At 61.5% G+C, this 22522-nt stretch carries 22 protein-coding genes; 11 read left to right on the top strand and 11 right to left on the bottom strand.

From position 1 onward, the window contains the following. Positions 1–36 precede the first annotated feature (36 nt). From ccmE to ccmD, 11 genes are all read left to right on the top strand, one after another. A complete protein-coding gene (gene ccmE, locus THIVI_RS14875; RefSeq protein ID WP_014779363.1) occupies positions 37–510 on the top strand; it encodes a cytochrome c maturation protein CcmE in 474 nt (157 codons plus the stop codon). Then, positions 510–2495 carry a heme lyase CcmF/NrfE family subunit gene (locus THIVI_RS14870; protein WP_014779362.1) on the top strand — a complete coding sequence of 662 codons (1986 nt, stop codon included), beginning with the start codon at positions 510–512 and terminating at the stop codon, positions 2493–2495. The genes ccmE and THIVI_RS14870 overlap by 1 nt, the downstream gene beginning before the upstream one ends. A 12-nt stretch (positions 2496–2507) precedes the next feature. Then, a complete protein-coding gene (locus THIVI_RS14865) occupies positions 2508–3047 on the top strand; it encodes a DsbE family thiol:disulfide interchange protein (protein ID WP_014779361.1) in 540 nt (179 codons plus the stop codon). An 84-nt stretch (positions 3048–3131) separates the two neighbouring features. Next, positions 3132–3623, top strand: coding sequence for a cytochrome c-type biogenesis protein (locus THIVI_RS14860; protein WP_014779360.1), 492 nt, complete (start codon positions 3132–3134; stop codon positions 3621–3623). A gap of 6 nt (positions 3624–3629) precedes the next feature. Further along, the gene (gene ccmI, locus THIVI_RS14855) at positions 3630–4988 is read left to right on the top strand and encodes a c-type cytochrome biogenesis protein CcmI (protein WP_014779359.1); all 1359 of its coding nucleotides are present in this window, start codon (positions 3630–3632) and stop codon (positions 4986–4988) included. 322 nt (positions 4989–5310) lie between these two features. Continuing rightward, positions 5311–5928 carry a cytochrome c biogenesis heme-transporting ATPase CcmA gene (ccmA, locus tag THIVI_RS14850; protein ID WP_014779358.1) on the top strand — a complete coding sequence of 206 codons (618 nt, stop codon included), beginning with the start codon at positions 5311–5313 and terminating at the stop codon, positions 5926–5928. A 5-nt stretch (positions 5929–5933) separates the two neighbouring features. Then, entirely contained in the window at positions 5934–6605 is a 672-nt protein-coding gene (ccmB, locus tag THIVI_RS14845; RefSeq protein WP_014779357.1) for a heme exporter protein CcmB, read from the top strand. A gap of 9 nt (positions 6606–6614) precedes the next feature. After that, a complete protein-coding gene (locus THIVI_RS23845) occupies positions 6615–6875 on the top strand; it encodes a DUF4160 domain-containing protein (protein WP_245537279.1) in 261 nt (86 codons plus the stop codon). Then, positions 6859–7128: a DUF2442 domain-containing protein gene (locus tag THIVI_RS23840; RefSeq protein WP_157174472.1), complete on the top strand. Its 270-nt coding sequence runs from the start codon at positions 6859–6861 to the stop codon at positions 7126–7128. Before THIVI_RS23845 ends, THIVI_RS23840 begins: the two co-directional genes overlap by 17 nt. 78 nt (positions 7129–7206) lie before the next feature. Continuing rightward, the gene (ccsA, locus tag THIVI_RS14835; RefSeq protein WP_014779354.1) at positions 7207–7965 is read left to right on the top strand and encodes a cytochrome c biogenesis protein CcsA; all 759 of its coding nucleotides are present in this window, start codon (positions 7207–7209) and stop codon (positions 7963–7965) included. Then, positions 7962–8120, top strand: a complete 159-nt coding sequence (ccmD, locus tag THIVI_RS14830) for a heme exporter protein CcmD (protein WP_014779353.1) — start codon at positions 7962–7964, stop codon at positions 8118–8120. The genes ccsA and ccmD overlap by 4 nt, the downstream gene beginning before the upstream one ends. A 395-nt stretch (positions 8121–8515) precedes the next feature. Here the strand turns inward: ccmD and THIVI_RS14825 are convergent, their stop codons facing one another. The 11 genes from THIVI_RS14825 to pstC form a co-directional block, all read right to left on the bottom strand. Beyond that, entirely contained in the window at positions 8516–9307 is a 792-nt protein-coding gene (locus THIVI_RS14825) for a hypothetical protein (protein WP_014779352.1), read from the bottom strand. A 253-nt stretch (positions 9308–9560) separates the two neighbouring features. Next, positions 9561–10649, bottom strand: a complete 1089-nt coding sequence (locus tag THIVI_RS14820; protein WP_014779351.1) for an HlyD family secretion protein — start codon at positions 10647–10649, stop codon at positions 9561–9563. 2 nt (positions 10650–10651) lie between these two features. Then, positions 10652–11794 (bottom strand): glycosyltransferase family 2 protein, encoded by a 1143-nt coding sequence (locus tag THIVI_RS14815; protein WP_217160900.1) that lies wholly within the window; start codon positions 11792–11794, stop codon positions 10652–10654. Positions 11795–11924: 130 nt separating this feature from the next. Beyond that, positions 11925–13328: a TackOD1 domain-containing metal-binding protein gene (locus tag THIVI_RS14810; RefSeq protein WP_014779349.1), complete on the bottom strand. Its 1404-nt coding sequence runs from the start codon at positions 13326–13328 to the stop codon at positions 11925–11927. Positions 13329–13484: 156 nt separating this feature from the next. Then, positions 13485–16253: a pyruvate, phosphate dikinase gene (ppdK, locus tag THIVI_RS14805; protein ID WP_014779348.1), complete on the bottom strand. Its 2769-nt coding sequence runs from the start codon at positions 16251–16253 to the stop codon at positions 13485–13487. Between the two features lie 384 nt (positions 16254–16637). Next, complete coding sequence (locus THIVI_RS14800) at positions 16638–17369, bottom strand: MBL fold metallo-hydrolase (protein ID WP_014779347.1); 732 nt, start codon at positions 17367–17369, stop codon at positions 16638–16640. Between the two features lie 11 nt (positions 17370–17380). Continuing rightward, entirely contained in the window at positions 17381–17668 is a 288-nt protein-coding gene (locus THIVI_RS14795) for an encapsulin-associated ferritin-like protein (protein WP_014779346.1), read from the bottom strand. A gap of 466 nt (positions 17669–18134) precedes the next feature. Beyond that, positions 18135–18893 carry a phosphate signaling complex protein PhoU gene (gene phoU / locus THIVI_RS14790; protein ID WP_014779344.1) on the bottom strand — a complete coding sequence of 253 codons (759 nt, stop codon included), beginning with the start codon at positions 18891–18893 and terminating at the stop codon, positions 18135–18137. Continuing rightward, the gene (pstB, locus tag THIVI_RS14785; protein WP_425358601.1) at positions 18893–19714 is read right to left on the bottom strand and encodes a phosphate ABC transporter ATP-binding protein PstB; all 822 of its coding nucleotides are present in this window, start codon (positions 19712–19714) and stop codon (positions 18893–18895) included. Before pstB ends, phoU begins: the two co-directional genes overlap by 1 nt. Positions 19715–19809: 95 nt before the next feature. After that, complete coding sequence (gene pstA, locus THIVI_RS14780) at positions 19810–21123, bottom strand: phosphate ABC transporter permease PstA (protein WP_014779342.1); 1314 nt, start codon at positions 21121–21123, stop codon at positions 19810–19812. Next, entirely contained in the window at positions 21116–22507 is a 1392-nt protein-coding gene (gene pstC, locus THIVI_RS14775) for a phosphate ABC transporter permease subunit PstC (RefSeq protein WP_014779341.1), read from the bottom strand. Before pstC ends, pstA begins: the two co-directional genes overlap by 8 nt. Positions 22508–22522: the final 15 nt, after the last annotated feature.

Genomic DNA, 22522 nt, shown 5'->3' with positions numbered 1-22522 from the left:
GAACTTTAGTCCTCACTCAAACCACCGGCACTGACCATGAAAGCAAGACAAAAAAGACTCGTCTTCGTGGGCCTGGCGATCCTCGGGATCGGCACGGCCTCGGCCCTGGCCCTGACCGCGCTGAAAAGCAATATCTCGTATTTCTTCAGTCCCTCGCAGGTGCTCGCGAACGAGGCGCCGCCGGATCATGTCTTCCGGCTCGGCGGACTGGTCACCAAAGGGACGCTCGCGCGCCAGCAGGACGGTCTCACGGTGCACTTCGACGTGACGGACAACGCCGAGACGGTCAAGGTCGCCTATACCGGCATCCTGCCCGATCTCTTCAGCGAGGGCACCGGCGTCGTGGCCAAGGGGAAACTGGGGTCGGACGGGGTCTTTTATGCCGACGAGGTACTCGCCAAGCATGATGAGGAATATGTGCCACCCGAGGTCGCGAGCACGCTCCAGACGGCGCATGCCGAGGGCGTCGTCGAAGCCGCCTCCGCCCCGGCGTCCGGAGCAACCAACTGATGGTGCCTGAACTCGGTCATTTCGCGCTGATCCTGGCGCTGATGCTGGCACTGGTCCAAGCGAGCGTGCCATTGCTGGGGACTTTTTCCGGCAATCGCGCCTGGATGGAGCTTGCCCGCCCGCTCGCCTGGGGTCAGTTGACCTTTATCGGGATCAGCTTCCTCTGTCTGCTGCAAGCCTTTCTGATCGACGATTTCTCGGTCATCTATGTGGCGACCAACTCCAATTCGCTGATGCCGACCGCCTACAAGGTCTCGGCCATCTGGGGCGCTCATGAAGGGTCGCTGCTGCTCTGGGTGCTGATGCTGGCCGGTTGGGGCGCGGCGGTCGCCGCCTTCAGCAAGAACCTGCCGCTCCCCATGATCGCGCGGGTGATCTCGGTGCAGGGCATGGTCGCGATCGGTTTTCTGCTGTTCATGGTGCTGACCTCGAATCCCTTCGACCGCATATTTCCGGTGCCGCTCGAAGGCCGCGATCTCAATCCACTGTTGCAGGATCCGGGTCTGGCGATCCATCCGCCCATGCTGTACATGGGTTATGTCGGCTTCTCGGTCGCATTCGCCTTCGCCATCGCGGCCCTGATCGGCGGCAAGCTGGACTCGGCCTGGGCGCGCTGGTCACGGCCCTGGACGACCGCTGCCTGGATCTTCCTGACCATCGGGGTCGCGCTCGGCTCCTGGTGGGCCTATTACGAACTCGGCTGGGGCGGCTGGTGGTTCTGGGATCCGGTCGAAAATGCCTCCTTCATGCCCTGGCTGGTCGGAACCGCGCTCATGCATTCGCTCGCGGTGACCGAGAAACGCGCCGCCTTTAAAAACTGGACCGTGCTGTTGGCGATCTCGGCCTTTTCGCTCTCGCTGCTCGGCACCTTCCTGGTCCGCTCCGGGGTGCTCACCTCGGTCCATGCCTTCGCGACCGATCCGACACGCGGCACCTTCATCCTGATCTTCCTCTGCATCGTGATCGGCGGCTCGCTGGCGCTCTATGCCTGGCGCGCGCCCGCGATCTCCGGCGGTGGGCGTTTCGATCTGGTGTCGCGCGAGACCTTTCTGCTGATCAATAACCTGCTGCTCGCCACGCTGGCGGTGCTGGTGCTGTTCGGCACGCTCGCGCCACTGATCTACGATGCCGCCGGCTGGGGCAAGATCTCGGTCGGGTTCCCCTGGTTCAACAAGATGTTCGTGTTCCTGTCGCCGTTGCTGATTTTGGCAATGGGCATCGGCCCACTGACCCATTGGAAACACGACGAACCGAAGCGTCTGCTCCGCTCGCTGTGGCTGGCTCTCGCGCTCGGCATCCTGACTCTGATCGTCACGACGTCGTCGCTCGTCCCGGCGGGCCAGCTCGCGGTCGGATTCGGGCTCGGCATGGCGGTCTGGCTGGTCGCGACCCACCTCATCAGCCTGTTCGACCGTCTCCGGCATCGGGGCTGGCTCAAGGGTCTGGCGGCTGACCTCGGCGGCAACAGCCGCAGCTATTACGGCATGTGGCTGGCCCATCTCGGCGTCGCCGTGTTTATCGTCGGCGTCACCATGGTGTCCAATCAGGGCACCGAGACGGATATCCGCATGTCGCCCGGCGGAGTACACGAGGACTCGGGCCATCGCTTCCAGTTCAACGGCGTCGAGATGGTCAAAGGTCCGAATTACGATGCCTTCCGGGGCGAGTTTGTCGTCTATCAAGGCGAACGGGAGATCACCCGGCTCTACCCCGAAAAGCGCAAGTATTTCTCGGGCGGCATGCCGATGACCGAGGCGGGGATCGACGCCGGTTTCCTGCGCGACATCTATATCTCGCTCGGCGAACCGATCGGCGTGTCCGGCGACTGGGCCTTGCGGGTCTACTACAAACCCTATGTCCGCTGGATCTGGCTCGGCTGCATCCTGATGGCCTTGGGGGGCGTTCTGGCCATCACCGACCGGCGTTATCGTACCGCTCCCGCACGCGTCGGCGCGGGCGCAATCACTGCAACCGTCCGCGCTTGAGGCGTTTGAATCATGAGCAACTCCGCGTCACGCGCACTCATCCCGCTGGGCATCTTCCTCGTCCTGGCCGCCCTGCTTTTTTATGGATTGCGACTGGATCCCCGCAAGGTTCCGTCGCCGCTGGTCGACAAACCGGCACCGTCCTTCACGCTCCAGTCGCTGAAGGATCCGAGCCAGACGCTCACGAAGGACATTCTGCTCGGCAAGGTTTCGCTGGTGAATGTCTGGGCCTCCTGGTGTCCGTCCTGCCGTCAGGAACACGGCGAACTGATGCGTATCGCTCGCGAGAACGACGTGCAGGTGATCGGCTTCAACTGGAAGGACACCCGACCGGAAGCCTTGCAGATGCTTCGTCAGTATGGCGATCCCTATGCGCTCAGCCTCTATGATCCGGACAACCGCTCGGGAATCGACTGGGGCGTCTACGGCGCTCCCGAAACCTTCGTGGTGGATGGCGAGGGGATCATCCGCCACAAGCGAATCGGCCCCATCGATCGCGCCGTCTGGGAGTCCGAAATCCTTCCCGTTGTCGAACAATACCGCGCCAAATAATCTCTCTTCCGGCTGGGTAGGGGGGCGTAGAGACAAGGCAATGCCTTGTCTCTACAAGGGAGCGGGAAACAACCTGGACCAATCATGATGCCCATTGACAGTAAACGCCTGTTTTCGAGCGCCCTGCTGGCCGGCGCGCTCGCGTTCGGCACGGCGCACGCCTATACGCTGGAAGAATTCACCTTCGACGACCCGGCCCAGCACGACGAGTTTCGGGATCTGATCGGCGAGCTGCGCTGCCTGGTGTGCCAGAACGAATCGCTGGCCGGCTCGCAGGCCGGCGTCGCCCAGGATCTGCGCGAGGAGGTCTATCGGATGATGCGGGAGGGCCAGAGCCGGCAGGAGGTCGTGGACTTCCTGGTGGCTCGCTATGGCGATTTCGTGCTCTACGAACCGCCCATTAAACCCTCGACCTATATCCTCTGGTTCGGCCCCTTCCTCCTGGTCGGCGTCGGCGGCTTTCTGCTGTTTCGGACCCTGCAACGCAAAAAGGCCGAGCCTGAACAGGATCTCAGCGAGGCCGAGCAGGCCCGCCTTCAGCAACTTCTCGCCAAGACTGGCGACCACCAGGATTAGGGCCTCATGATGATCTTCTGGATACTTGCCGCCGGCCTGATCGGTCTGGCGCTGTCGTTCATCCTTCTGCCGCTCGCGCGCCCGGAGACCGCCAACGACGCGCCGGAGCAGGACGCGCTCAATCTCGATGTCTTCAACCAGCGCCTACGGGAGCTGGACGCCGATCTCGGGGCCGGTTTTCTCGACCAGGATCAGTACGCCGCCGCCCGCCGCGATCTGGAGCGCGATCTCCTGCGCGATGTCGACGGCGATGGCACCGCGTCCTCCGCCGGCAAGCCGACCTCAGCCTTGGGACGCTGGGGACTGGCCACGATCCTGACTCTCGCCGTGCCGTCCGCCGCCGTGCTGATGTATCTGCAACTCGGCGACCTGGAGATTGCCCCCCGCCTGGAGGCCGCCGCCAGCGGACAGCCGCTCCCGGCCGACGGAGCGGGCGGTCAGGACGCGCCTTCCATGGAGGTACTGGTCGAGCGGCTGGAAGCACGCATGAAGGAAAACCCAGCGAATCTCGAAGGCTGGCTGATGCTCGGGCGAACCTATTTCGCCATGGACCAGAGGGACCAGGGACTCGACGCCATCTCCAAAGCCTATGAACTTGCACCGAATCAGACCGAGGTGATGCTCGCCTACGCCGAGGCGCTCGCCGCAGCCAGCGACACCAAGAGTCTGGAGGGAAAGCCGGCCGAACTGATCGGCGCCGCGCTGCAACAGGAGCCCGCCAACGCCAATGCGCGCTGGCTGGACGGGATGATTTCCTACCAGCGCGGTCAGTACCAAACCGCCGCCGTCGCCTGGCAAAAGATCCTCGACGAACTGGAGCCGGGCAGCGAGGAGGCCAACAATCTGCGCCAGATGGTCGATGAAGCCAACAGCCGCGCCGGACAGCCTGAAACAGCGTCGACGCCGACCATTGGCGCGCCAGCGACCGCGCCGGCGCCAGTGGCGGACGAGTCGCCGTCATTGGCGCAGTCCGACCCGATCCCGGCAAGCGTCACCGCCACCCCGGAGCCAGCGGCCGGCGCCAGCCTCGCCGTCGAAGTGACCCTGGATCCCGCCATCGCCCCCCAGGTCAGGCCGGACCAGACGGTGTTCGTCTTCGCGCGCGCCGCCGCCGGTCCGCCCATGCCGCTCGCCGCGCTGCGCCTGCGGGTCAAGGATCTACCCCGTTCGGTCACCCTGGACGACAGCCTCGCGATGAACCCGGCAATGCGTCTCTCGGCCTTCCCCGAGGTCATCGTCGGCGCCCGCGTTTCGCGGACCGGACAGGCCACGCCGCAAGCGGGCGATCTCGAAGGCGAGATCGGACCGATTCAACTGGACGGAACCCGTCAGGTCTCGGTCAGGATCGATCGCGTGCGTCCGTAAGACGCGCGCGTCTCAATCATGGTCGTCGAGACATCCGCATGGTCCCGTCGCTCCTGACCGCGCGGATGTCATCGCCAGCCTGCAACAAATGGGTCGCGACGACGCAAAGTGCGCGCCATGTTGGTTATGTGCGCAACGAAAAACGTTTCTGCATTCCTGGATTGCGCGGTTGTCGAAATTGCCCCGAGCGTTTATGGTTACCCGCTCAACCGCGTGAGCCAGATGGCTCGCCCAATCATGGCAGCGGCACTGCCGGCCCAGGCGCCGGTTTGTCCGCGTCAACGAATCGGATCCCGCCGCACAACATGATCCAAGCTCAAACATGCTTGAGGTGACAAAGCTGGAATGCCGGCGCGGCGACCGGCGGCTGTTCTCCAACCTGGATTTTGCCCTCGGCGCAGGCACCCTGCTGCACGTGCGCGGACGCAACGGCAGCGGCAAGACGACCCTTCTGCGTACCCTCTGCGGTCTCTTCACCCCGGATGCCGGCGACATCCGCTGGCAGGGCGAATCCATCCGTCGTCTGGGCGAGGACTACCGGCGGGATCTGCTCTATTTCGGTCATCTGAACGGCATCAAGGGCGATTTGACCGGAATCGAAAACCTGGCCGTCGCCGCCACGCTCGATGGCGACGACGTGGACAGGCCCGCCATCTGGGAAGCGCTCGGACGCATCGGGCTCGCCGGTTTCGAGGATCTGCCCACCCGCATGCTCTCCCAGGGCCAGAAAAAGCGCGTCGCGCTGGCCCGACTCATCCTGACCCGATCCAGGCTCTGGGTGCTGGACGAACCCTTCACCGCGCTGGATGTCGATGCCGTCGCACTGCTCCAGAGCCTGATTTCGGCGCATGTCGACGCGGGCGGACTGGCGGTTCTGACGACGCATCAGGAAGTGCCGCTGACCTCGGGTCAGGTCGAACGTCTGGATCTGGGGAACTGATCGTCATGCTGCGAGTCTTCTGGTGCATTCTGATACGCGATCTGACGCTCGCCCTGCGCCGACGCACGGACGTGCTGACCACGCTGTTTTTTTTCGTGATCGTGGTGAGCCTCTTTCCGCTCGGTGTCGGCACCGAACATCAGGTACTGCGCATTCTCGGACCCGGAGTGGTCTGGGTGGCGGCTTTGCTGGCCTCGATGCTGGCCCTGGAGCGCCTCTTCGCGGCGGACTACGAGGACGGTACGCTGGAGCAGATGTTGCTGACCGCCCAACCGCTGGCGCTGCTGGTGCTGGCGAAGATCGCCGCCCACTGGCTCCTGACCGGGCTGCCGCTGGTGCTGATCGCCCCGCTGGTCGGCATGCAGTATCACCTGTCGGAGACCGCGATCGGCGTCATGATGTTCTCGCTCCTGCTCGGCACACCGATCCTGAGCCTGATCGGCGCCATCGGCGCGGCCCTAACGCTCGGCCTGCGCGGCGGCGGAATCCTGTTGTCGCTGCTGATTCTGCCGCTTTATATTCCGGTTCTGGTCTATGGCGCGGGTGCGGTGGAGGTCAGTACTATCGACCTGGCGGATATCGGACCTTACCTTTCATTGCTGGGCGCGTTTCTGGTGGTCGCACTGATTTTTGCCCCGGTTGCCTCGGCGGCGGCGTTGCGGATTTCGATCGAATAGTCGTCGATCATGGCTGACCGTGGAGACAGAGATAAAATGCCGACGGTGATGAAAATTGGTCGATTTCGTTTTCATTTTTATTCAGATGAAGGTGCTGAGCCACCGCACATTCATGTGCGCTGCTCCGATGGCGAGTGCAAGTTCTGGCTCTCACCTGTTACTTTAGCGCGTAATCGTGGGATACCCCCTCATGATTTACGAGAGATTGAGAGACTTATATTTGAACAGAGACAATCCTTTGTTGATCAATACCATGAATACCATCAGTGAAACAGAGCCTGTTGCCGTCAGGGCTTGGGCGGAAAAAAGAATGGTCTATCTTGAATTGACGGATGGACGGATTTTCGGCTTTCCCGCTGATCGTTTTCAAATCCTGAGTCAGGCATCTGAACAACAACTGAAAGAAGTTCAAATCGAAGTGAACGGCCATGCATTGAGATGGGACGAGCTTGACGAGGATTTGACCGTTGCCGGAGTCGTCGCTGGAAGATTTCAACTTCCGTTACCCCGACGAGCGGCCTAGCGTAAATCAAAAGCCATCACGGTCAGTTTCGATTCATCATCATTCAGATCTCCAACTCCAACGACCATACTCAACCCAATGACCCTCAACTGGTTCAAATTTTCATCCCCCGCCTCCTTCTATCCGCTCGCCGGACGACTCATTCCGGTGTTTTGGGGCCTGACGGTCATTCTGCTCATCGTTGGCCTCTATTGGGGCTTCTTCGAGACGGCCGACCGGCTTGGCGGCGGCAACCCGCAGAAGGAGTATTACCGCATCATCTTCATCCACGTCCCCTCGGCCTGGATGTCGATGTGGCTTTATGTCGTCATGGTCGGCTGGGCCGCGATCGGGCTGGCGTTCAACACCCGGCTGTCGTTCATGATGGCCAACGCGATCGCGCCGACCGGGGCCATCTTCACCTTCCTGGCACTCTGGACCGGGGCCTTCTGGGGCCGTCCGAGCTGGGGCACCTATTGGGATTGGGATCCGCGCCTGACCTCCGAACTGGTGCTGTTTTTCATGTATATCGGCTACATGGCGCTGCATTCGGCCATCGACGATGTGCGCCGCGCGGATCGCGCCTCCGCCCTGCTCGCGCTTGTCGGGCTCGTCATGGTGCCGGTCATCTTCTGGTCCATCAACTGTCCGGACCCGAACCAGTGCGCGGCGCTGCATCAGCGTTCCGGCCTGGGCCGCATGGACGGCAACATCCTGTTTGCGATGCTGACCATGACCCTGGCGTTCTGGATGTATTCCTTCGCTACCACCTTCATGCGTCTGCGCGGCATCATCCTGACGCGCGAAGCGGAGAGCGCCTGGGTGCGCGAACTCTTGACCGACGGAGACCGCAAATGACCGAGTTTTTCTCGCAAGGCGGCTATGCCTTTTTCGTCTGGGGCGCCTACGGCATGGTCGCGCTCCTGCTGCTGGCCGAAATCCTGCAACTTCGCGCGGAGCGGCGAAGCATGCTGTCTCGTTTGGGTCGATTGATGCGGATGCGTGGATCATGATGAAGCGGCTCCCGCCCAATCATGTCCGCGTGCAGGCGTTGGCGCGCGAGTTGGGCATCCCGCACCCTCTACGGCTGGCGCCATCAGGCCGGTTGCTAGGGGACGCTGCCCGCCAGCCCGGCAACTGCGCTGGGCGTGTTCAGCGGCGCGGAGACATTTGCCGTGGTGGTAGGATCGAAGGGGGAAGCCTGTCATAAGTCCGTCGAATGGAACGAACGGGATACCCGCAGACTCGGAGCGTGAAGCCATTCGTGGTTCGAGGGCCTCACCACGAACGGCTTCAGGATCGCCACGAACAGCGTCAGGAGACGGCGAACGTCAAGCCTACTGAGAATTGCCGCACTCTTTCGTGCCCGCTTGACAGCTTAAATGGCTGTCCGGTTTTCGAGACTAGTTTAGGTTGGCGAGCGCCACGGCCCGCCGACGCCACCGACAAGCAACAACAATCCGAGACCAACCAGGCCGAAGGTTGCCGGCGCTGGGACAGCATACCCATAGCGCAGATTGTCGAACCCGACATAATCGTCCTTGACGAAACCGCCCGGTTTGACCGATTCCCCCTCGATCAGAGTCAACTCAATCGATCGGAAAGCCTTGTCGCTAAAAAAACCCGCGAACAATGAAGTACTTAAATATACGTTGTTATGGCAGCCATATCCACTGACCGCGGGATCGCATGGCGCGCTTCCCCAAGGCGCTCCCTGGAGCAACAGGTCGAACGCCGCGCTGCCGTCCAAACTTGCCCGCAATAGGGATTGCCCCGTCGAAGTTCCGAGGTCATACACATCCAGGCCGAAAAACTGAATCGGTCGGTCAAAAACGAACCGCACTGAGCTGTAGGAATTGAACTCCGAAGTCCAGCCAGCATCCCCGAGGCCCCACCCCCCGGGAACCGCATTGATCGCATGTCCTGCTCCAGCGGACAGGTAATGCGTTTCGTCGACGACGCTGAAGCGCGACGAATACAGGGTCAGATTATCGAGTCTGAGGGATGGCGTTCCGGTTTTGTATTGACCGGGCAGCGCCGAATCGAAACTCTCGAGACGGAGCGAACCGTCGCCGTATCGAGCGCGCGCTTCCGTTTCAAAGTTGGTGGCGTCCTTGATCACTGTCGCTGACGAAAAGCCAGTTGCCAGCGTCAGACAGAGACCAAGCAGGCGACGAGTACGGGCGTTCGCGCTATTCATGAAAAAATCTCCGTGCGCGATCAGCGCAGGCGTCGAGATAATATATTTTTAAACGCAATATTCGCGCCGTTAGAGGCGCCCAGCAACATGCGCCGTTGCGATCGAACGGCTGGATTGGGATGGATAACGCCTGACTGGAACGGACATAAACGCAATCGCCGTTAAAACACCCTGTCGCAAATTGTCAGGCATGGCAGGAATTGACGCATCGGACGCATAACGCCCTTTTTAAGAAAACCATATCGAAAGATTGCTATCCCGTCGATGGCAATACCTCCATGGTTGCTCGGTCGGGGTCAAGGTGCATCCTGAGACGCTCCAAGGCGCGGGCAACCCAACCCCAGGGGGAGTGTTCCCAACTAATCTCGACCTTGGTGAAGAGCGGAGGGGGCTCCGTCGCGCCGGACAGTGCGATGCGAACGATCTGCTGCGTCCGCACCGCCTCGAAGGCGCGCTTGAACTCTGGCGGGAGGACGGTCGCCAGCGGCAGAATGCGCTCCACCCGGCCCGTCGCAACCCAGATCCCATCCCGCAGCGTGACAGACTCGCCTTCGCGGACCCGATGAAAGCTACCCGTCGGCAGATACGCCAGCACATAGGCGGATCCCTCATGGATGCGCAAAACTTGATCGCCGACCTTGACCACGCTTCCCAACTCCACCTCCAGCGCCCCCACGGTCCCTTTCGCCGGCGCGTGCACATAACCGTCATTATAGACTCCGGTGAGCGCATCCAGCACCTGTCTGGCCGACATCACCCGGGTTTCAAGACTCGGCAACTCGGCAGCGATGGTGTCGCGTTCGATCTCCAATTGACGAAGCTCCGAGATGCTTTGGTAGGTGTCGTCAACCATCTGCGCCCCCTGATGCCGAATCAGCAGGCCCTCTTTATCCGCCCGGCTCAGCTCGCGTCGTGCATTTTCATTCCAGGAGACCCGAATCCGCGCCTCGTCGATCAGTCCATTCAGTGCCTTGCTACGGATACGCATCTCGGTTAGCGAGAATTCCGCCTGCGTCAAATCGGCCGTGAGTCTGACCAGGGTTTCCAGGGCATCCTGGGAGCGCAGGCGCGCGAGCCTTTGTCCCTCGGTCACCTCGTCGCCAAGCTTGACAGACAATTCGGTGACGGTCGCGACACGCTCGGCGGCGATAACCTGGGCATCGCGAACGATCATCCCCTCTCCTTCCAGAAAGAACAGCCCTTCGGTGACAATATCGATCAGATAAAACACAAAAAATAGAAGAAGCGCGAGATAGACATAACGACCGACAGCCCCCCGTTTGACTGGGCGTGCTTCGCTCCGTAGCTGATCGACACGAATCTTGGGACGGATTCGTTGCATGGTCAAAACTGATCCTGAGCGTCACGAACCTTGGATGGATAAAATGGATCAGTGTATGAGCGGCGCAGGACGAGTTCGCTCAGATAGGCTCGCAGGCGGTTAATGCGCATATAATAAGCGACGTAGAAGGTCATACCGGGGACATAGGCGAGCAAGCGCCACATGCCGGGGCGCGGCACGAACAACATGGCTACCGCAAACTCGAAGTAGTCGAAAAAAATGACCAAAGCATGCAGTGCGATCAGCAACACCAATGCGTCGGCTCCATGGTTGAGGACGAGATAGGTAATGTAGCCGACCCAGGCAAACGTTAGCACGAGATGAAACCACAGAAGATTGATTGCGGCCACCATGTCGGCCGTCGAAAAATTATGCTGAAAAGGATTAAATACCGACCGGAATTTGCGCCATCGGTTACGGATTAGGCTGCGGTTCCAACGCAACCGTTGATTGTCGAGCGCGCGATCCGTCACCGGCACGTCCGTTAGCGCCCAGGCCTGGGGCTCGAAGATAATGCGCCAACCAGCGCGGCGGATCTTGGTGGTGACATTGCTATCGTCGCCAGGCCCTACGTCCCAACCGCCGACGGTCTCTAGCCCTCTGCGCCGGTAGGCGCCGAAGGCGCCGGAGACGATGGCCAGAATTCCGAACATCGAGGTGAACTGGCGCCCGAGCGAGATATTGCTGAAATATTCGAGCGATTGGAAACGGGTGAGAAGCGACGCGCGCGGATTTCGGACGGCAATATTCCCGCCGACCGCGCCGATGCTCGGATCGTGCACCAGCGGACGCAACAGGTGTTCCACCGCATCTCGATCGAAAGAGGTATCGATGTCCGCCACCACGATGATGTCATGCCGACAATACCGCAGTCCGAGGTTCAGCGCGGCCGCCTTACCGCCGCGAATCCCCGCCGATACGACCGTATCCACCAGACCCTGCTGCTGCAGACGCAGTGCCAGTTCCGTCATCGGCTCGGTCGAACCGTCATCGACCACGACAATCTGCAGATTGCGGTGCGTCTGCTCGTGGAGAGATCTGACCGAGCGGACCAGACCCTTGGTTTCGTTGTGGCCGACCATGAGCACGCTCGCCGGCGTGGTCGCCGGCGTGCGCGGATAGGGACGATGGAAGGCCGCATGCACGCCGACCGCAATCGTCGAGAGCGTATAGCGCGGGATCTCGAAGATGGCGAAATACCAGAAGACCGAGATGAGGGATCTGAAATCCTGCGAGGCGAGAAACGCCAGACCGTCTTCTAGCATGGCCGCGCGGTCAGCGTTTAGACAGCATGGCGATCAGGGATGGCGATTGATCGTACCCCACGAGGCTTGCCTCCAACCGCATCTTCTCGCCGAAGCTTTCCCGAATCTGCTGGCTCAGTCGTTTCATAACCGCCTCTCCGTTCGCCGGGTCAGTTTCGGGAAGCAGCATGACGATCCGCCCTTCGTGCAGCGCGACGAAGTCCGCGCTACGCAAACTCTCGCGGAGCATGTCCACAAGGGCACGCCGTAGCCGCGTGATGCCGGTCGCGCCGAGTTCCTGGCGCGCCTGTTCCAAATCGGGCACCGGGATGGAGACCACCGTATAGGGACGTTCATAGCGTGTGTGCACGCGATGGATCGATTCCAGGATCAGCGCCAGATTATGCGGGCTGCGCCAACCCGCCAGACGGCTCAACAGTTCCTCGATTTCACGGCCCGGCAAGCGACCTTCTTCCGCCGCCAGTTCGCCTGCCTTGGTGAGTCGGTAGTGCGAGTATTCGCGCGTCTGGATATCGACCCCGCGGGTTTCATGACTACAATCGGCGCAGAGAAACGAGACCAGCGGTTCCGCTGCGGTCTTACCACAAGTCCGGCAGCGTTGCATCTCGCCGGGCGTGTCATAGTCCACGCCATAATGTCTCAAGCGATGACGGCACTTAGGGCAGATCAGGTTCTCGCCATCGTCGAACTCGCTCCGTGACGCCTGGTGTCCGCAGCGATAGTGATGAACGATCTGGATCTCTTCCAAGTTCGCCGAGTTGCAGCTCGGACAGACTTCCCGCGCCAAGGCTCTTGCCGATCCGCACCGCTCGCACAGCAGCAGGCGCTCGAAGAACCGCCGCTCGAACAATCCCGATTCGGCCAACGACTCCAGGATATCCCGCGATCCTGGAATTCCGGTCAGGAGCGGATAAGACACCATCTCCTCGACATGCGGGTCGATGACGCCATTTAACTGACCATCGCGCGAAAAGGCCAGATAGCACAAGGTTAAAGGATCGCGATCCTCACCCTCGGGCAAGGGTGGCAGCAAACGCAGCTTCGCCCGAATTTCGTCGATCGCCGTCCAGCCTTCCCGGAGCGCCGAGCGCGAGGGCATGGGCGCGGAGAAATCGGCGCGGGGGCAAGCGCGGCCCGTCATGTTGACGATCGGGATGAGCGGAGAGGCGCACGTTACCGCCTCGACGATCAAACCCGGTTCGATGCCAGGAAACAGAAACAGAGCGGCGTACTCTGACGACGGGTCCGCATTCCGGGCGATGTCTGCAAAGCCATCCAGTAAACCCTCTGGTGGCTCGCCGGACACCAGCACCACAACCTGATCCAACTCCCGACAGAGCGCGGTAGGCGAATGTTTCGAGGATTCTCGCTGGAAGTTCCCCCGGTCGTTCGTCTTCCAAGGCTTGGTATTCATGCGGCCTGTGTTTCCTCCCGCTGAGTGCCAATCCAGTTTTCAGGAACCGGGTCGGAGAAGCGTGACCGAGAGTAGGAAGGGATGCTGGATGAACTCGGTTCCGGTTCCCAAGCAGGGCCTGGGAACCGGTTTGGTCAGTACGACCCTTCGATCAGGTTAATCCGCCAGCAGCGCAGCATGCGCCGCCGCCAGACGCGCCACCGGCACCCGCGGACCCGAACAGCTCACATAATCCAGACCGGCCTCGTGACAGAAGGCGATGGAGGCGGGATGGCCGCCGTGTTCGCCGCAGATGCCGACATGCAGGTCGGGCTTGACCGAACGCCCCCAGTCCACCGCCAGTTTCATCAGCTTGCCGACGCCCTTGACGTCCAGGACATCGAAGGGGTTGTCCTGCAGGATGCCCGACTGGTTGTAGAGCGGCAGGAACTTGTTCTCGGCATCCTCGCGCGAGAAGGAGAAGGTCGCCTGGGTCAGGTCGTTGGTGCCGAAGGAGAAGAATTCGGCTTCCTCGGCTAGCGACTCGGCGCGCAGACAGGCCCGCACCACCTCGATCATGGTGCCGAACTTGAAGCTCACCGGCTTGCCGTAGCGTTCGGCGACCTCGGCATGGATGGTGTCGACGAAGGTCTTGACCTTGCGCAGTTCGGCTGCGGTACAGACCTGGGGCACCTTGATCTGGGGCTTGACCTGGATCCCTGCCTTGGCGCATTCGGCCGCCGCCTCCAGGATCGCCCGCACCTGCATCTGATAGATCTCGGGGAAGGTGATGCCAAGCCGCACGCCGCGATGACCGAGCATGGGGTTGGTCTCGTAGAGCGCCCGCACCTTGCGCAGCATCGCTTCCTTCTTGGCGATGACCTCTTCCACCACGGCCGGATCGATGTGGCGGCGCGCGGTGTCGACCTCGTGACGCAGGGCGTCGGAGGCATGCAGCAGACCCATGGCGCCGGCCAGGACGGTCACGCCGCGTGCGTTCTGCGCGAGAACCCGCAGTTCCGACAGCTCGCGTTCCAGCACATGCTCGTCGGGCAGGAACTCGTGGATCGGCGGATCGAGCAGACGGATGGTGACCGGATTCGGCGACATCACCTCGAACAGCTCGCGGAAGTCCTTGCGCTGGAGCGGCAGCAGTCGATCGAGCGCCTCCTGACGCTTTTCGGGCGTCTCGGCGACGATCATCTCGATCACGATCGGCAGGCGTTCCACGTCGTTGAACATGCGTTCGGTGCGCGCCAGACCGATGCCGACCGCGCCATAGCTACGCGCCCGACGGGCATCGTCCGGGGTGTCGGCATTCGCCAGAACCTTGAGCCGCGCCACCGCGTCCGCCCAGCCCAGCAGGGTGTTGAGTTCCGGCGTAAAGTCCGGCTCCACGGTTGGGATGGCACCCAGATAGACCTTGCCGGTGGTGCCGTCGAGCGTGATGACATCGCCCTCCTTGAAGCTGGTGAGCCCGACCCGCGCCTCGCGCCGGTCGACATCCACGCTGATTCCCTCGGCGCCCGCCACACAGGGTTTGCCCATGCCGCGCGCGACCACGGCAGCGTGCGAGGTCTTGCCGCCACGCGAGGTCAGAATGCCCTCGGCGGCGAAAAAGCCGTGGATGTCCTCGGGTTTGGTTTCTTCGCGTACCAGGATGACCTTTAGCCCCTGCTCATGACCGAGTTGCTCGGCACGGTCGGCATCGAAAACCGCGATGCCCGAGGCCGCGCCCGGCGAGGCCGGCAGGCCCTGCGCGACCGCGTCGGCCTTGACGGTAGGATCCAGGCGAGGAAACAGCATCTGTTCCAGCGAATCGGGCGCGATGCGCAGCAACGCCTGTTGCTTGTTGATCAGACCCTCCTGCTCCATCTCGATCGAAGTCCGCACCATGGCGACCGTGTTCATCTTGCCGTTGCGGGTCTGGAGACAATAGAGCTGACCCTGCTCGATGGTGAACTCGAAATCCTGGACCTCGTGATAATGGGATTCCAGCTTGTCGCGCAACTCGTCGAGTTGCTTGGCCATCTCCGGCATCTCCACCTTGAGCCGATCGATCGGTTTGGGGGTGCGAATACCGGCGACCACGTCCTCGCCCTGGGCATTGACCAGATACTCGCCGTAGAGCTTGTTCTCGCCGGAGGCCGGATTGCGGGTGAAGGCCACGCCGGTGGCCGAGTCGTCGCCGCGGTTGCCGAACACCATGGTGACCACGTTGACCGCGGTGCCGTTGGCCATCTCCGGGGTGATATGGAACTGCTTGCGGTAGTCGACCGCGCGCTTGCCACCCCAGCTATTGAAGACCGCCTTGATCGCGATCTCCAGTTGTTCGTAGGGATCGGACGGGAAGGGACGGCCGGTCGCGTTCTGCACCACCTTCAGAAAGCGTTCGGCGGTCTCCTTGAGGTCGGTCGCGGACAGATCCACGTCCTGCTTGGCATGCGCAGCCTCCTTGATCGCCGCGAATTCCTTGTCGAACGCCTCGTCATGGACGCCCAAGGCCACCTTGCCGAAGAGCTGGATGAAGCGTCGATAGGCGTCGTAGCCAAAGCGGGCGTCGCCGGTGGCGCGGATCACGCCCTGCAGGGTCTGTTCGTTCAGGCCCAGGTTGAGAATGGTGTCCATCATGCCCGGCATGGACATGGCCGAGCCCGACCGCACCGAAACCAGCAACGGGTTCTCGGAATCGCCGAACCCCTTGCCGGTCTTCTGCTCCAGCGCGCGCATCTGCGTGTGCACGTCGTCCATGATTCCGGCGGGCAAGGTGTGATCGGGCGTGGCCAGATAGTCCAGACAGGCGGCGGTCGAAATCACGAAACCCGGCGGTACATTCAGCCCGATCTGCGTCATTTCGCACAGATTGGCGCCCTTGCCGCCGAGCAGATGTTTGTTTTTGCCGTCACCGTCCTCGAAGGCGAAAACGTGTTTCGTGGTGGTATTCATTGTTTGGATTGGTCTCTCTCGTCGGTTGCGTTGAGGGAATTTTGAGACCGGCAAGCGCCGGCGTGTCAAAACAAGGGACGCTATTTTGTCATTTTGAGGGGGAGGCGGTGGCGAAAAATGGCGATTTATTGCCCTTGCTCAGGATTGCCCAAGGGTAAAGCGTGACGAGATTGGGGCCGAAGCACCATTGCGCGCATGGACTCGCACCCAAGCAAGGATAGAGGGTGGATCGGCTCCGGCATTGGCTCGCGGCGCTCGCGCTGAACGATGCCGAAGGAGCACCGCGAACGCCTGACGCGACCAGTTGCACGGATTGTCTGGCGGAGGAAGCCAAACGGTGACGTTCAAACCGAATAATAGCCGGCGCGCAACGGCGTCAGGCGTTTACAGCCTTCGTGGAACCAGTTCGATCCGGCGCCCGACCCCGCCCTCGATAAAGCCCGCGCCATAGACCTGACGCAGCGCCGCCCGGGCGGCATCGCCGGTGCAGTGGGTCGGCACCACCTCGGTGACGCCAAGCTGGCGCAGCGATGCGATGGCCCGCGCGATGGCGGAGGCATCGGAGTACATCAGATGGAAACCGCCAATCGCCCAACGGACGGGCTTGCCATCCGCGGATCGGGTCTGTTCGACGAGCCGTTCGATCCCCGGATGCGAGCAGCCGCCGATGATCGCAAGCGATTCGTCCAGATCCAGAACCAGCGCATGCTCCGGCGGATCGGCGGCCAGCATGCCGGTGGAACGAAGGCCGGGGGCCAGTTCGCGGGGTTCGGAGCCGACGACGATCAACTCGCCGCAGAGACCTTGCAGGTCATGGACGAGATGCCTGGAAAACCCCTCGTGGATGACCACCGTCACGTTCGGGTTGAGTTCCAGGATCGAGTCCAGACCGCCGATGTGATCCCAGTGCGCATGGGAGAGAAAAACCATGTCCAGACCGGCGGGGTCGATGTCCAGCGCGCGCATGTTCTTGAGCAGAGCGCGGCCGTTGCTCCCGGTATCGAAGAGGACGGTCCGAGCCGGCGTGCGGATGAGTGCGGAGAAACCCCAGAGAGTCTGGAGTCCGGGCAGGCCCGGATAATTGTCGAACAGAATGGTGAGCGTGGCGGTTTCCATGCGGATTCCGATCAATGGTGCGCGATGACCTTGTCGGTAAAGAGATAATCCTTGAGTTCCTTGTCGAAGCTTGGATCCTTGCGGCGGATCCATTCCAATACCATGGCGGCATGCTCCTTCTCTTCGTCGCGATTGTGCGCCAGGATCGCCTGAAGATCCGCGTCCTTGCAGACATCGACCCGCTGGTTGTACCAGTCGACCGCTTCCAGTTCTTCCATCAGTGAAATGATGGCCCGGTGCATGTCGCGGGTTTCGTCGGACAGTTCTTCGGTCGGCTCGTGATAGCCCTCGTTCGCCATGGTCGGATCTCCAGTCATTAGGATGAAGGTGAAGGGTGTCAACGCCAGCTCGCGATGAAAAGGTTCATGAGTAAGCTAAAAAAAGTCCATTCGCGAATACTCTTGACGCCATTGTCGTTGTCGTTGCCAAGGCGATTTCCGGAAAAGCTCATGCCCACTTTCGTGGTGACATTGCATCCGTTCGTGGTGAGTCCTGAGCCCGTCGAAGGGTCGAACCATGAACGGATGCAATGTCGGTCTCGGAGCGCGATTTCCGCCCGTCCCATTCGACAAGCTCATGACAGGCTTCGACCAAGCTCAGGACGAACGGAAATCTGTAAAGTCATTCCCGTAAATCACCTAAACGGATTTTTTTACTCGTTACGATCCTGGACGCGGCTTGGATTGTCCGGCGTCCGAGGCGGAATGACAATGCTGAAACACAATCGCCACGCCCGATTCAAGGCCGACCGTCGTCGTGACGGGTTCAATACCCGTGGTGACGCAGGGTCTCGATGAGGATTTCGCGATTGCGGTAGCGGACATCCTGCCCGAGCGCCACGTAAATCACCTGCTCGGCGATGTTGGAGGCGTGATTGCCGATGCGTTCCAGGGCGTGGGCGGTGGTCAGCAGACAGACGGCCTGGCGCGGTGTCAGACCCTCTCGATCCTGCTCGCCCAGGAGTTTGCGCGCCTCGTGGGAGGCCTGATAGAGGCTCGACTCATCCTCGAAAATATGCAGCGCGAGCGCGACGTCGAAGGTGGCCACGGCCTTGATGCCGCGCTCGAACATGCAGCAGGCTTTGTCGTCGAGCTGACGCAGCGCATCTCTCAAGGCCTCCGACAGCAGGTCGGCACCGGCACCCAGATCCCGCAACTCCAGCGCCTGGCGGGCGATGCGCACCGCCTTGTCGCCCGCGCGCTCCACGTCGTCGGCAATCTTGGACAGGGCCAGGACGATGCGCAGGTCGACCGCCGTGGGCTGGCGGCGCGCAATCACCAGGAAGACTTCCTCGTCGGCATCGAGCGACAGAAAATCGATCTGGGGTTCACGGTCGAGCACCCGGAACGCCTGGCTGTCCTCCCGATCCACCAGCGCCCTCACGGCGGACTGCGTCTGCTCCACCACGCGCTCGCCCATCTCCAGGATGATCCCGCGCAGTTTCGCGAGTTCCTGATCGTAGCGGCGCACGGTATGCCCGCTGGCGAGATCGGCGATCGGCTTGAGGGAAGTGGTGTCTGTCATTAGCCAAACCGTCCGGTGATGTAGTCTTCCGTCAATTTATGCTGCGGATTGGTGAAGATATGATTGGTCTCGCCGACCTCGATCAGATCGCCCAGATGGAAATAGGCGGTGCGCTGCGAGACGCGGGCGGCCTGTTGCATCGAGTGGGTGACGATGGCGATGCTGAAATTCTGGCGCAACTCGTCGATCAGTTCCTCGACGATGGCGGTGGCGATCGGGTCCAGCGCCGAACAGGGTTCGTCCATCAGGATCACCTCGGGCGACACCGCGATGGTGCGCGCGATACAAAGCCGCTGCTGCTGACCGCCGGACAGTCCGGTGCCGGGCTGGTCGAGACGATCCTTGACCTCGTTCCAGAGGCCGGCCTTTTGCAGACTGGCCTCGACCAGTTCGTCCAGTTCCGCCTTGTTATTGGTCAAGCCATGGATGCGCGGTCCATAGGCGACGTTTTCGTAGATGGACTTGGGAAAGGGGTTGGGCTTCTGAAAGACCATCCCGACCCTGGCTCGCAAGGGGACCGGATCAAGCCCCTTGTCATAGATCTCCTGCCCGTCGAGCTGGATCGAACCCGTGACCCGGCAACCGACGATGGTGTCGTTCATTCGGTTCAGGCTGCGCAGGAAGGTGGATTTGCCGCAGCCCGAGGGGCCGATCATGGAGACAACCTCGTTCTTGCCGATGTCCAGGCTGACGCCATGGATCGCCTGTTTGCTGCCATACCAGACATCGACGTCGCGGCAGACCATGCGCGGATCGGCGGCGGTGAAATCGCCGACCGTTGCCCTGGAATGCTGTCCGCCCGCCAGTTCGGCGGAGCTCATCGCGCCAGTCGCTTTATCGATTGCTTCAACCATCGTATTCATGACTCTATGAGTGCCTCGAAATTCATTGACCTGTATCCTTGAGCGGACGGCATCTACCAGCGCCGCTCGAATTTGCGTCGCAGCATGACCGCGACAAAGTTCATCAGGAACAGGAAGGCCAGTAGCACCATGATCGCCGCCGAGGTGCGCTCCACGAAACCGCGCTCCGGGCTGTCCGCCCACAGGAAGATCTGCACCGGCAGGACGGTGGCCGAATCGGTGAAGCCGCTGGGTACATCGACGATGAAGGCGATCATGCCGATCATCAGCAGCGGCGCGGTCTCGCCCAGCGCGTGGGCCATGCCGAGAATCGTGCCGGTCAGCATGCCGGGCATGGCCAGCGGCAGCACATGATGGAACTGGGTCTGCAGGGGCGAGGCGCCAACGCCGAGCGCGGCCTCGCGGATCGACGGCGGCACGGATTTCAGCGCCGCACGGCTGGAGATGATGATGATCGGCAGGGTCATGAGGGTCAGCACCATGGCCGCGACCAACGGAGTGGAACGCGGAACGCCGAAGAAGCCGATGAACACCGCAAGCCCCAGCAGGCCGAACACGATGGATGGCACCGCCGCGAGATTATTGATGTTGACCTCGATTAGATCGGTCCAGCGGTTCTTGGGAGCGAACTCCTCCAGATAGAGCGCGGCACCCACGCCGATCGGGAACGAGAGCGCCAGGGCCAGCGTGAGGGTGTAGAAAGACCCCATCAGCGCTCCGGCAATCCCGGCCAGCTCCGGCTCGCGCGAGGTACCATGGGTGAAAAAGATGGTGTTAAAGCGTTTTTCGATCCGTCCCTGTTGCTCAAGCTGGCCAACCCAACCAATGGCCTCATCCGTAACACGCCGATCGCCCTGCGCGGCATCGCGGTCGATATTACCCTTGACCAGCATGTCGATATCGTCGTCGGCCAGCACCCAGATCTCCTGGCTGGTTCCGATCAGGCTGGGATCCTCCATCACGCGTTCTTGTAGAAGCTGGGGAGCGCCAACGCTCAGTATCGAATAGAGCCGGCGCAGTTCGCTACGATCCGTGACCTCGGGAAACTGCTGACGCAGCGCATCCCTGATCAGTTTACTGTAATTCGCGCCGGCAATTGACTCCATGTCCCTGGTGCCTGCGGGATCGATGACGCTGGCCGTGAGCGTGACTGGCAGGCGAATGTAGGTCTGCTGAAAGGCTGTATAGCCCTTGCTGACGATATCGGCGAACAACAGGACGACGAATGCCAATCCGAGACCAACCGCGATGGCGCCAATCAGCCGGAAACGGCGCTCCCGAGCATAGCGCCGTTTCAGCGATGCGTTGACGATATCGATGGTCCGGCGCGGCTGAACACCGGGCAGGATAGCGGCTGGATTACTCATATTGCTCCCGATATTTACGCACGATCGACAAGGCGACGATATTGAGTGACAGGGTCACCAGAAAGAGCGTCAGACCCAGCGCGAAGGCCGCAAGCGTCTTAGCGCTATCGAATTCCTGGTCGCCGGTCAGCAGGGTCACGATCTGCACCGTCACCGTGGTCACGCTCTCGAGCGGATTGGCGGTCAGGTTAGCGGCCATGCCTGCGGCCATTACCACGATCATGGTTTCGCCGATCGCCCGCGAGACGGCAAGCAGGATGCCGCCGACGATGCCGGGCAGCGCGGCGGGCACGATCACCCGGCGGATGGTCTCGGACTGAGTCGCGCCTAAGGCGTATGAGCCGTCGCGCATGGACTGGGGCACCGCGTTGATCACGTCGTCCGACAGGGAAGACACGAAGGGGATGATCATGATACCCATGACCAGTCCAGCCGCCAGGGCACTCTCGGAGGCGACTTCCAGTCCGAGCGAGACACCAAGATCGCGGATCGCCGGCGCCACGGTCAAGGCGGCGAAGAAACCATACACCACGGTCGGAATGCCGGCCAGAATCTCAATCACCGGCTTGGCCACCGCGCGCACATTGCGCGGGGCATACTCGGACAGGTAGATCGCGGACATCAGACCGATGGGCACAGCCACCAGCATGGCGATCAGCGAAACCATCAGCGTCCCGGTGAAGAGCGGGATGGCGCCGAAGGCACCGGTCGCGCCGACTTGATCGGCACGCAACGCGATCTGCGGGCTCCAGTTGGTGCCAAGGAAAAATTCGACCGGCGAGACCATGTCAAAGAACCGCAGTGACTCGAACAGAACCGAGAGCACGATCCCCAGGGTCGTCAGAATCGCAATCGACGAAAACACGATCATGATCGCCAGAAAGATGGATTCGACCCGATTGCGGGCGCGCATCTGGGGTCCGGTTTTCCTCCAAGCGTACGCCATGCCGCCAAGCGCTACGGCCAGCACGGCTAGCCACATGGACCAGGTGGCGATGCGTTCAAGCCGCGCGTACTGATCGGCGGCAGCCTGGACCTCCGGAGTCACGGTGGCCGACACGATGTTGCCAGTCGCCAGGTTCTTGATGTCGTTGAGGATCAGGTCGATGCGCCCGGAAGACTGACCCTCAAGCATGTCCGGGGACAGATTGGCGGTGACCAGACTGGTGACGATCTGATCTTGAAACCCGATCCACAACCCCATGAGCAGGAGGGCTGGAATGCCGGCCCAGAGCGCGGCATAAAGGCCGTAATAAGATGGCAGCGAATGGAGTGCATTAATTTGGGTCAGACCGCCAACGCTGGAGACGGCGCGCTTAATGCCCAATTGGTAAGCCACGGCCATGACCGCGAGCAGCATGAGAATGAGGATCCAGGCGTACATCGAAATTCCGCTTGG

Source organism: Thiocystis violascens DSM 198 (assembly GCF_000227745.2).
In the GTDB taxonomy this organism is placed as follows: domain Bacteria; phylum Pseudomonadota; class Gammaproteobacteria; order Chromatiales; family Chromatiaceae; genus Chromatium; species Chromatium violascens.
This window is presented reverse-complemented; position numbering and strand designations above follow the sequence as displayed.

Bases quoted from the DNA above. Each gene is read 5' to 3' on its own strand.
- ccmE (WP_014779363.1), top strand. From the start codon at position 37: ATGAAAGCAAGACAAAAAAGACTCGTCTTCGTGGGCCTGGCGATCCTC.
- THIVI_RS14870 (WP_014779362.1), top strand. From the start codon at position 510: ATGGTGCCTGAACTCGGTCATTTCGCGCTGATCCTGGCGCTGATGCTG.
- THIVI_RS14865 (WP_014779361.1), top strand. From the start codon at position 2,508: ATGAGCAACTCCGCGTCACGCGCACTCATCCCGCTGGGCATCTTCCTC.
- THIVI_RS14860 (WP_014779360.1), top strand. From the start codon at position 3,132: ATGATGCCCATTGACAGTAAACGCCTGTTTTCGAGCGCCCTGCTGGCC.
- ccmI (WP_014779359.1), top strand. From the start codon at position 3,630: ATGATGATCTTCTGGATACTTGCCGCCGGCCTGATCGGTCTGGCGCTG.
- ccmA (WP_014779358.1), top strand. From the start codon at position 5,311: ATGCTTGAGGTGACAAAGCTGGAATGCCGGCGCGGCGACCGGCGGCTG.
- ccmB (WP_014779357.1), top strand. From the start codon at position 5,934: ATGCTGCGAGTCTTCTGGTGCATTCTGATACGCGATCTGACGCTCGCC.
- THIVI_RS23845 (WP_245537279.1), top strand. From the start codon at position 6,615: ATGGCTGACCGTGGAGACAGAGATAAAATGCCGACGGTGATGAAAATT.
- THIVI_RS23840 (WP_157174472.1), top strand. From the start codon at position 6,859: ATGAATACCATCAGTGAAACAGAGCCTGTTGCCGTCAGGGCTTGGGCG.
- ccsA (WP_014779354.1), top strand. From the start codon at position 7,207: ATGACCCTCAACTGGTTCAAATTTTCATCCCCCGCCTCCTTCTATCCG.
- ccmD (WP_014779353.1), top strand. From the start codon at position 7,962: ATGACCGAGTTTTTCTCGCAAGGCGGCTATGCCTTTTTCGTCTGGGGC.
- THIVI_RS14825 (WP_014779352.1), bottom strand. From the start codon at position 9,307: ATGAATAGCGCGAACGCCCGTACTCGTCGCCTGCTTGGTCTCTGTCTG.
- THIVI_RS14820 (WP_014779351.1), bottom strand. From the start codon at position 10,649: ATGCAACGAATCCGTCCCAAGATTCGTGTCGATCAGCTACGGAGCGAA.
- THIVI_RS14810 (WP_014779349.1), bottom strand. From the start codon at position 13,328: ATGAATACCAAGCCTTGGAAGACGAACGACCGGGGGAACTTCCAGCGA.
- ppdK (WP_014779348.1), bottom strand. From the start codon at position 16,253: ATGAATACCACCACGAAACACGTTTTCGCCTTCGAGGACGGTGACGGC.
- THIVI_RS14800 (WP_014779347.1), bottom strand. From the start codon at position 17,369: ATGGAAACCGCCACGCTCACCATTCTGTTCGACAATTATCCGGGCCTG.
- THIVI_RS14795 (WP_014779346.1), bottom strand. From the start codon at position 17,668: ATGGCGAACGAGGGCTATCACGAGCCGACCGAAGAACTGTCCGACGAA.
- phoU (WP_014779344.1), bottom strand. From the start codon at position 18,893: ATGACAGACACCACTTCCCTCAAGCCGATCGCCGATCTCGCCAGCGGG.
- pstB (WP_425358601.1), bottom strand. From the start codon at position 19,714: ATGAGCTCCGCCGAACTGGCGGGCGGACAGCATTCCAGGGCAACGGTC.
- pstA (WP_014779342.1), bottom strand. From the start codon at position 21,123: ATGAGTAATCCAGCCGCTATCCTGCCCGGTGTTCAGCCGCGCCGGACC.
- pstC (WP_014779341.1), bottom strand. From the start codon at position 22,507: ATGTACGCCTGGATCCTCATTCTCATGCTGCTCGCGGTCATGGCCGTG.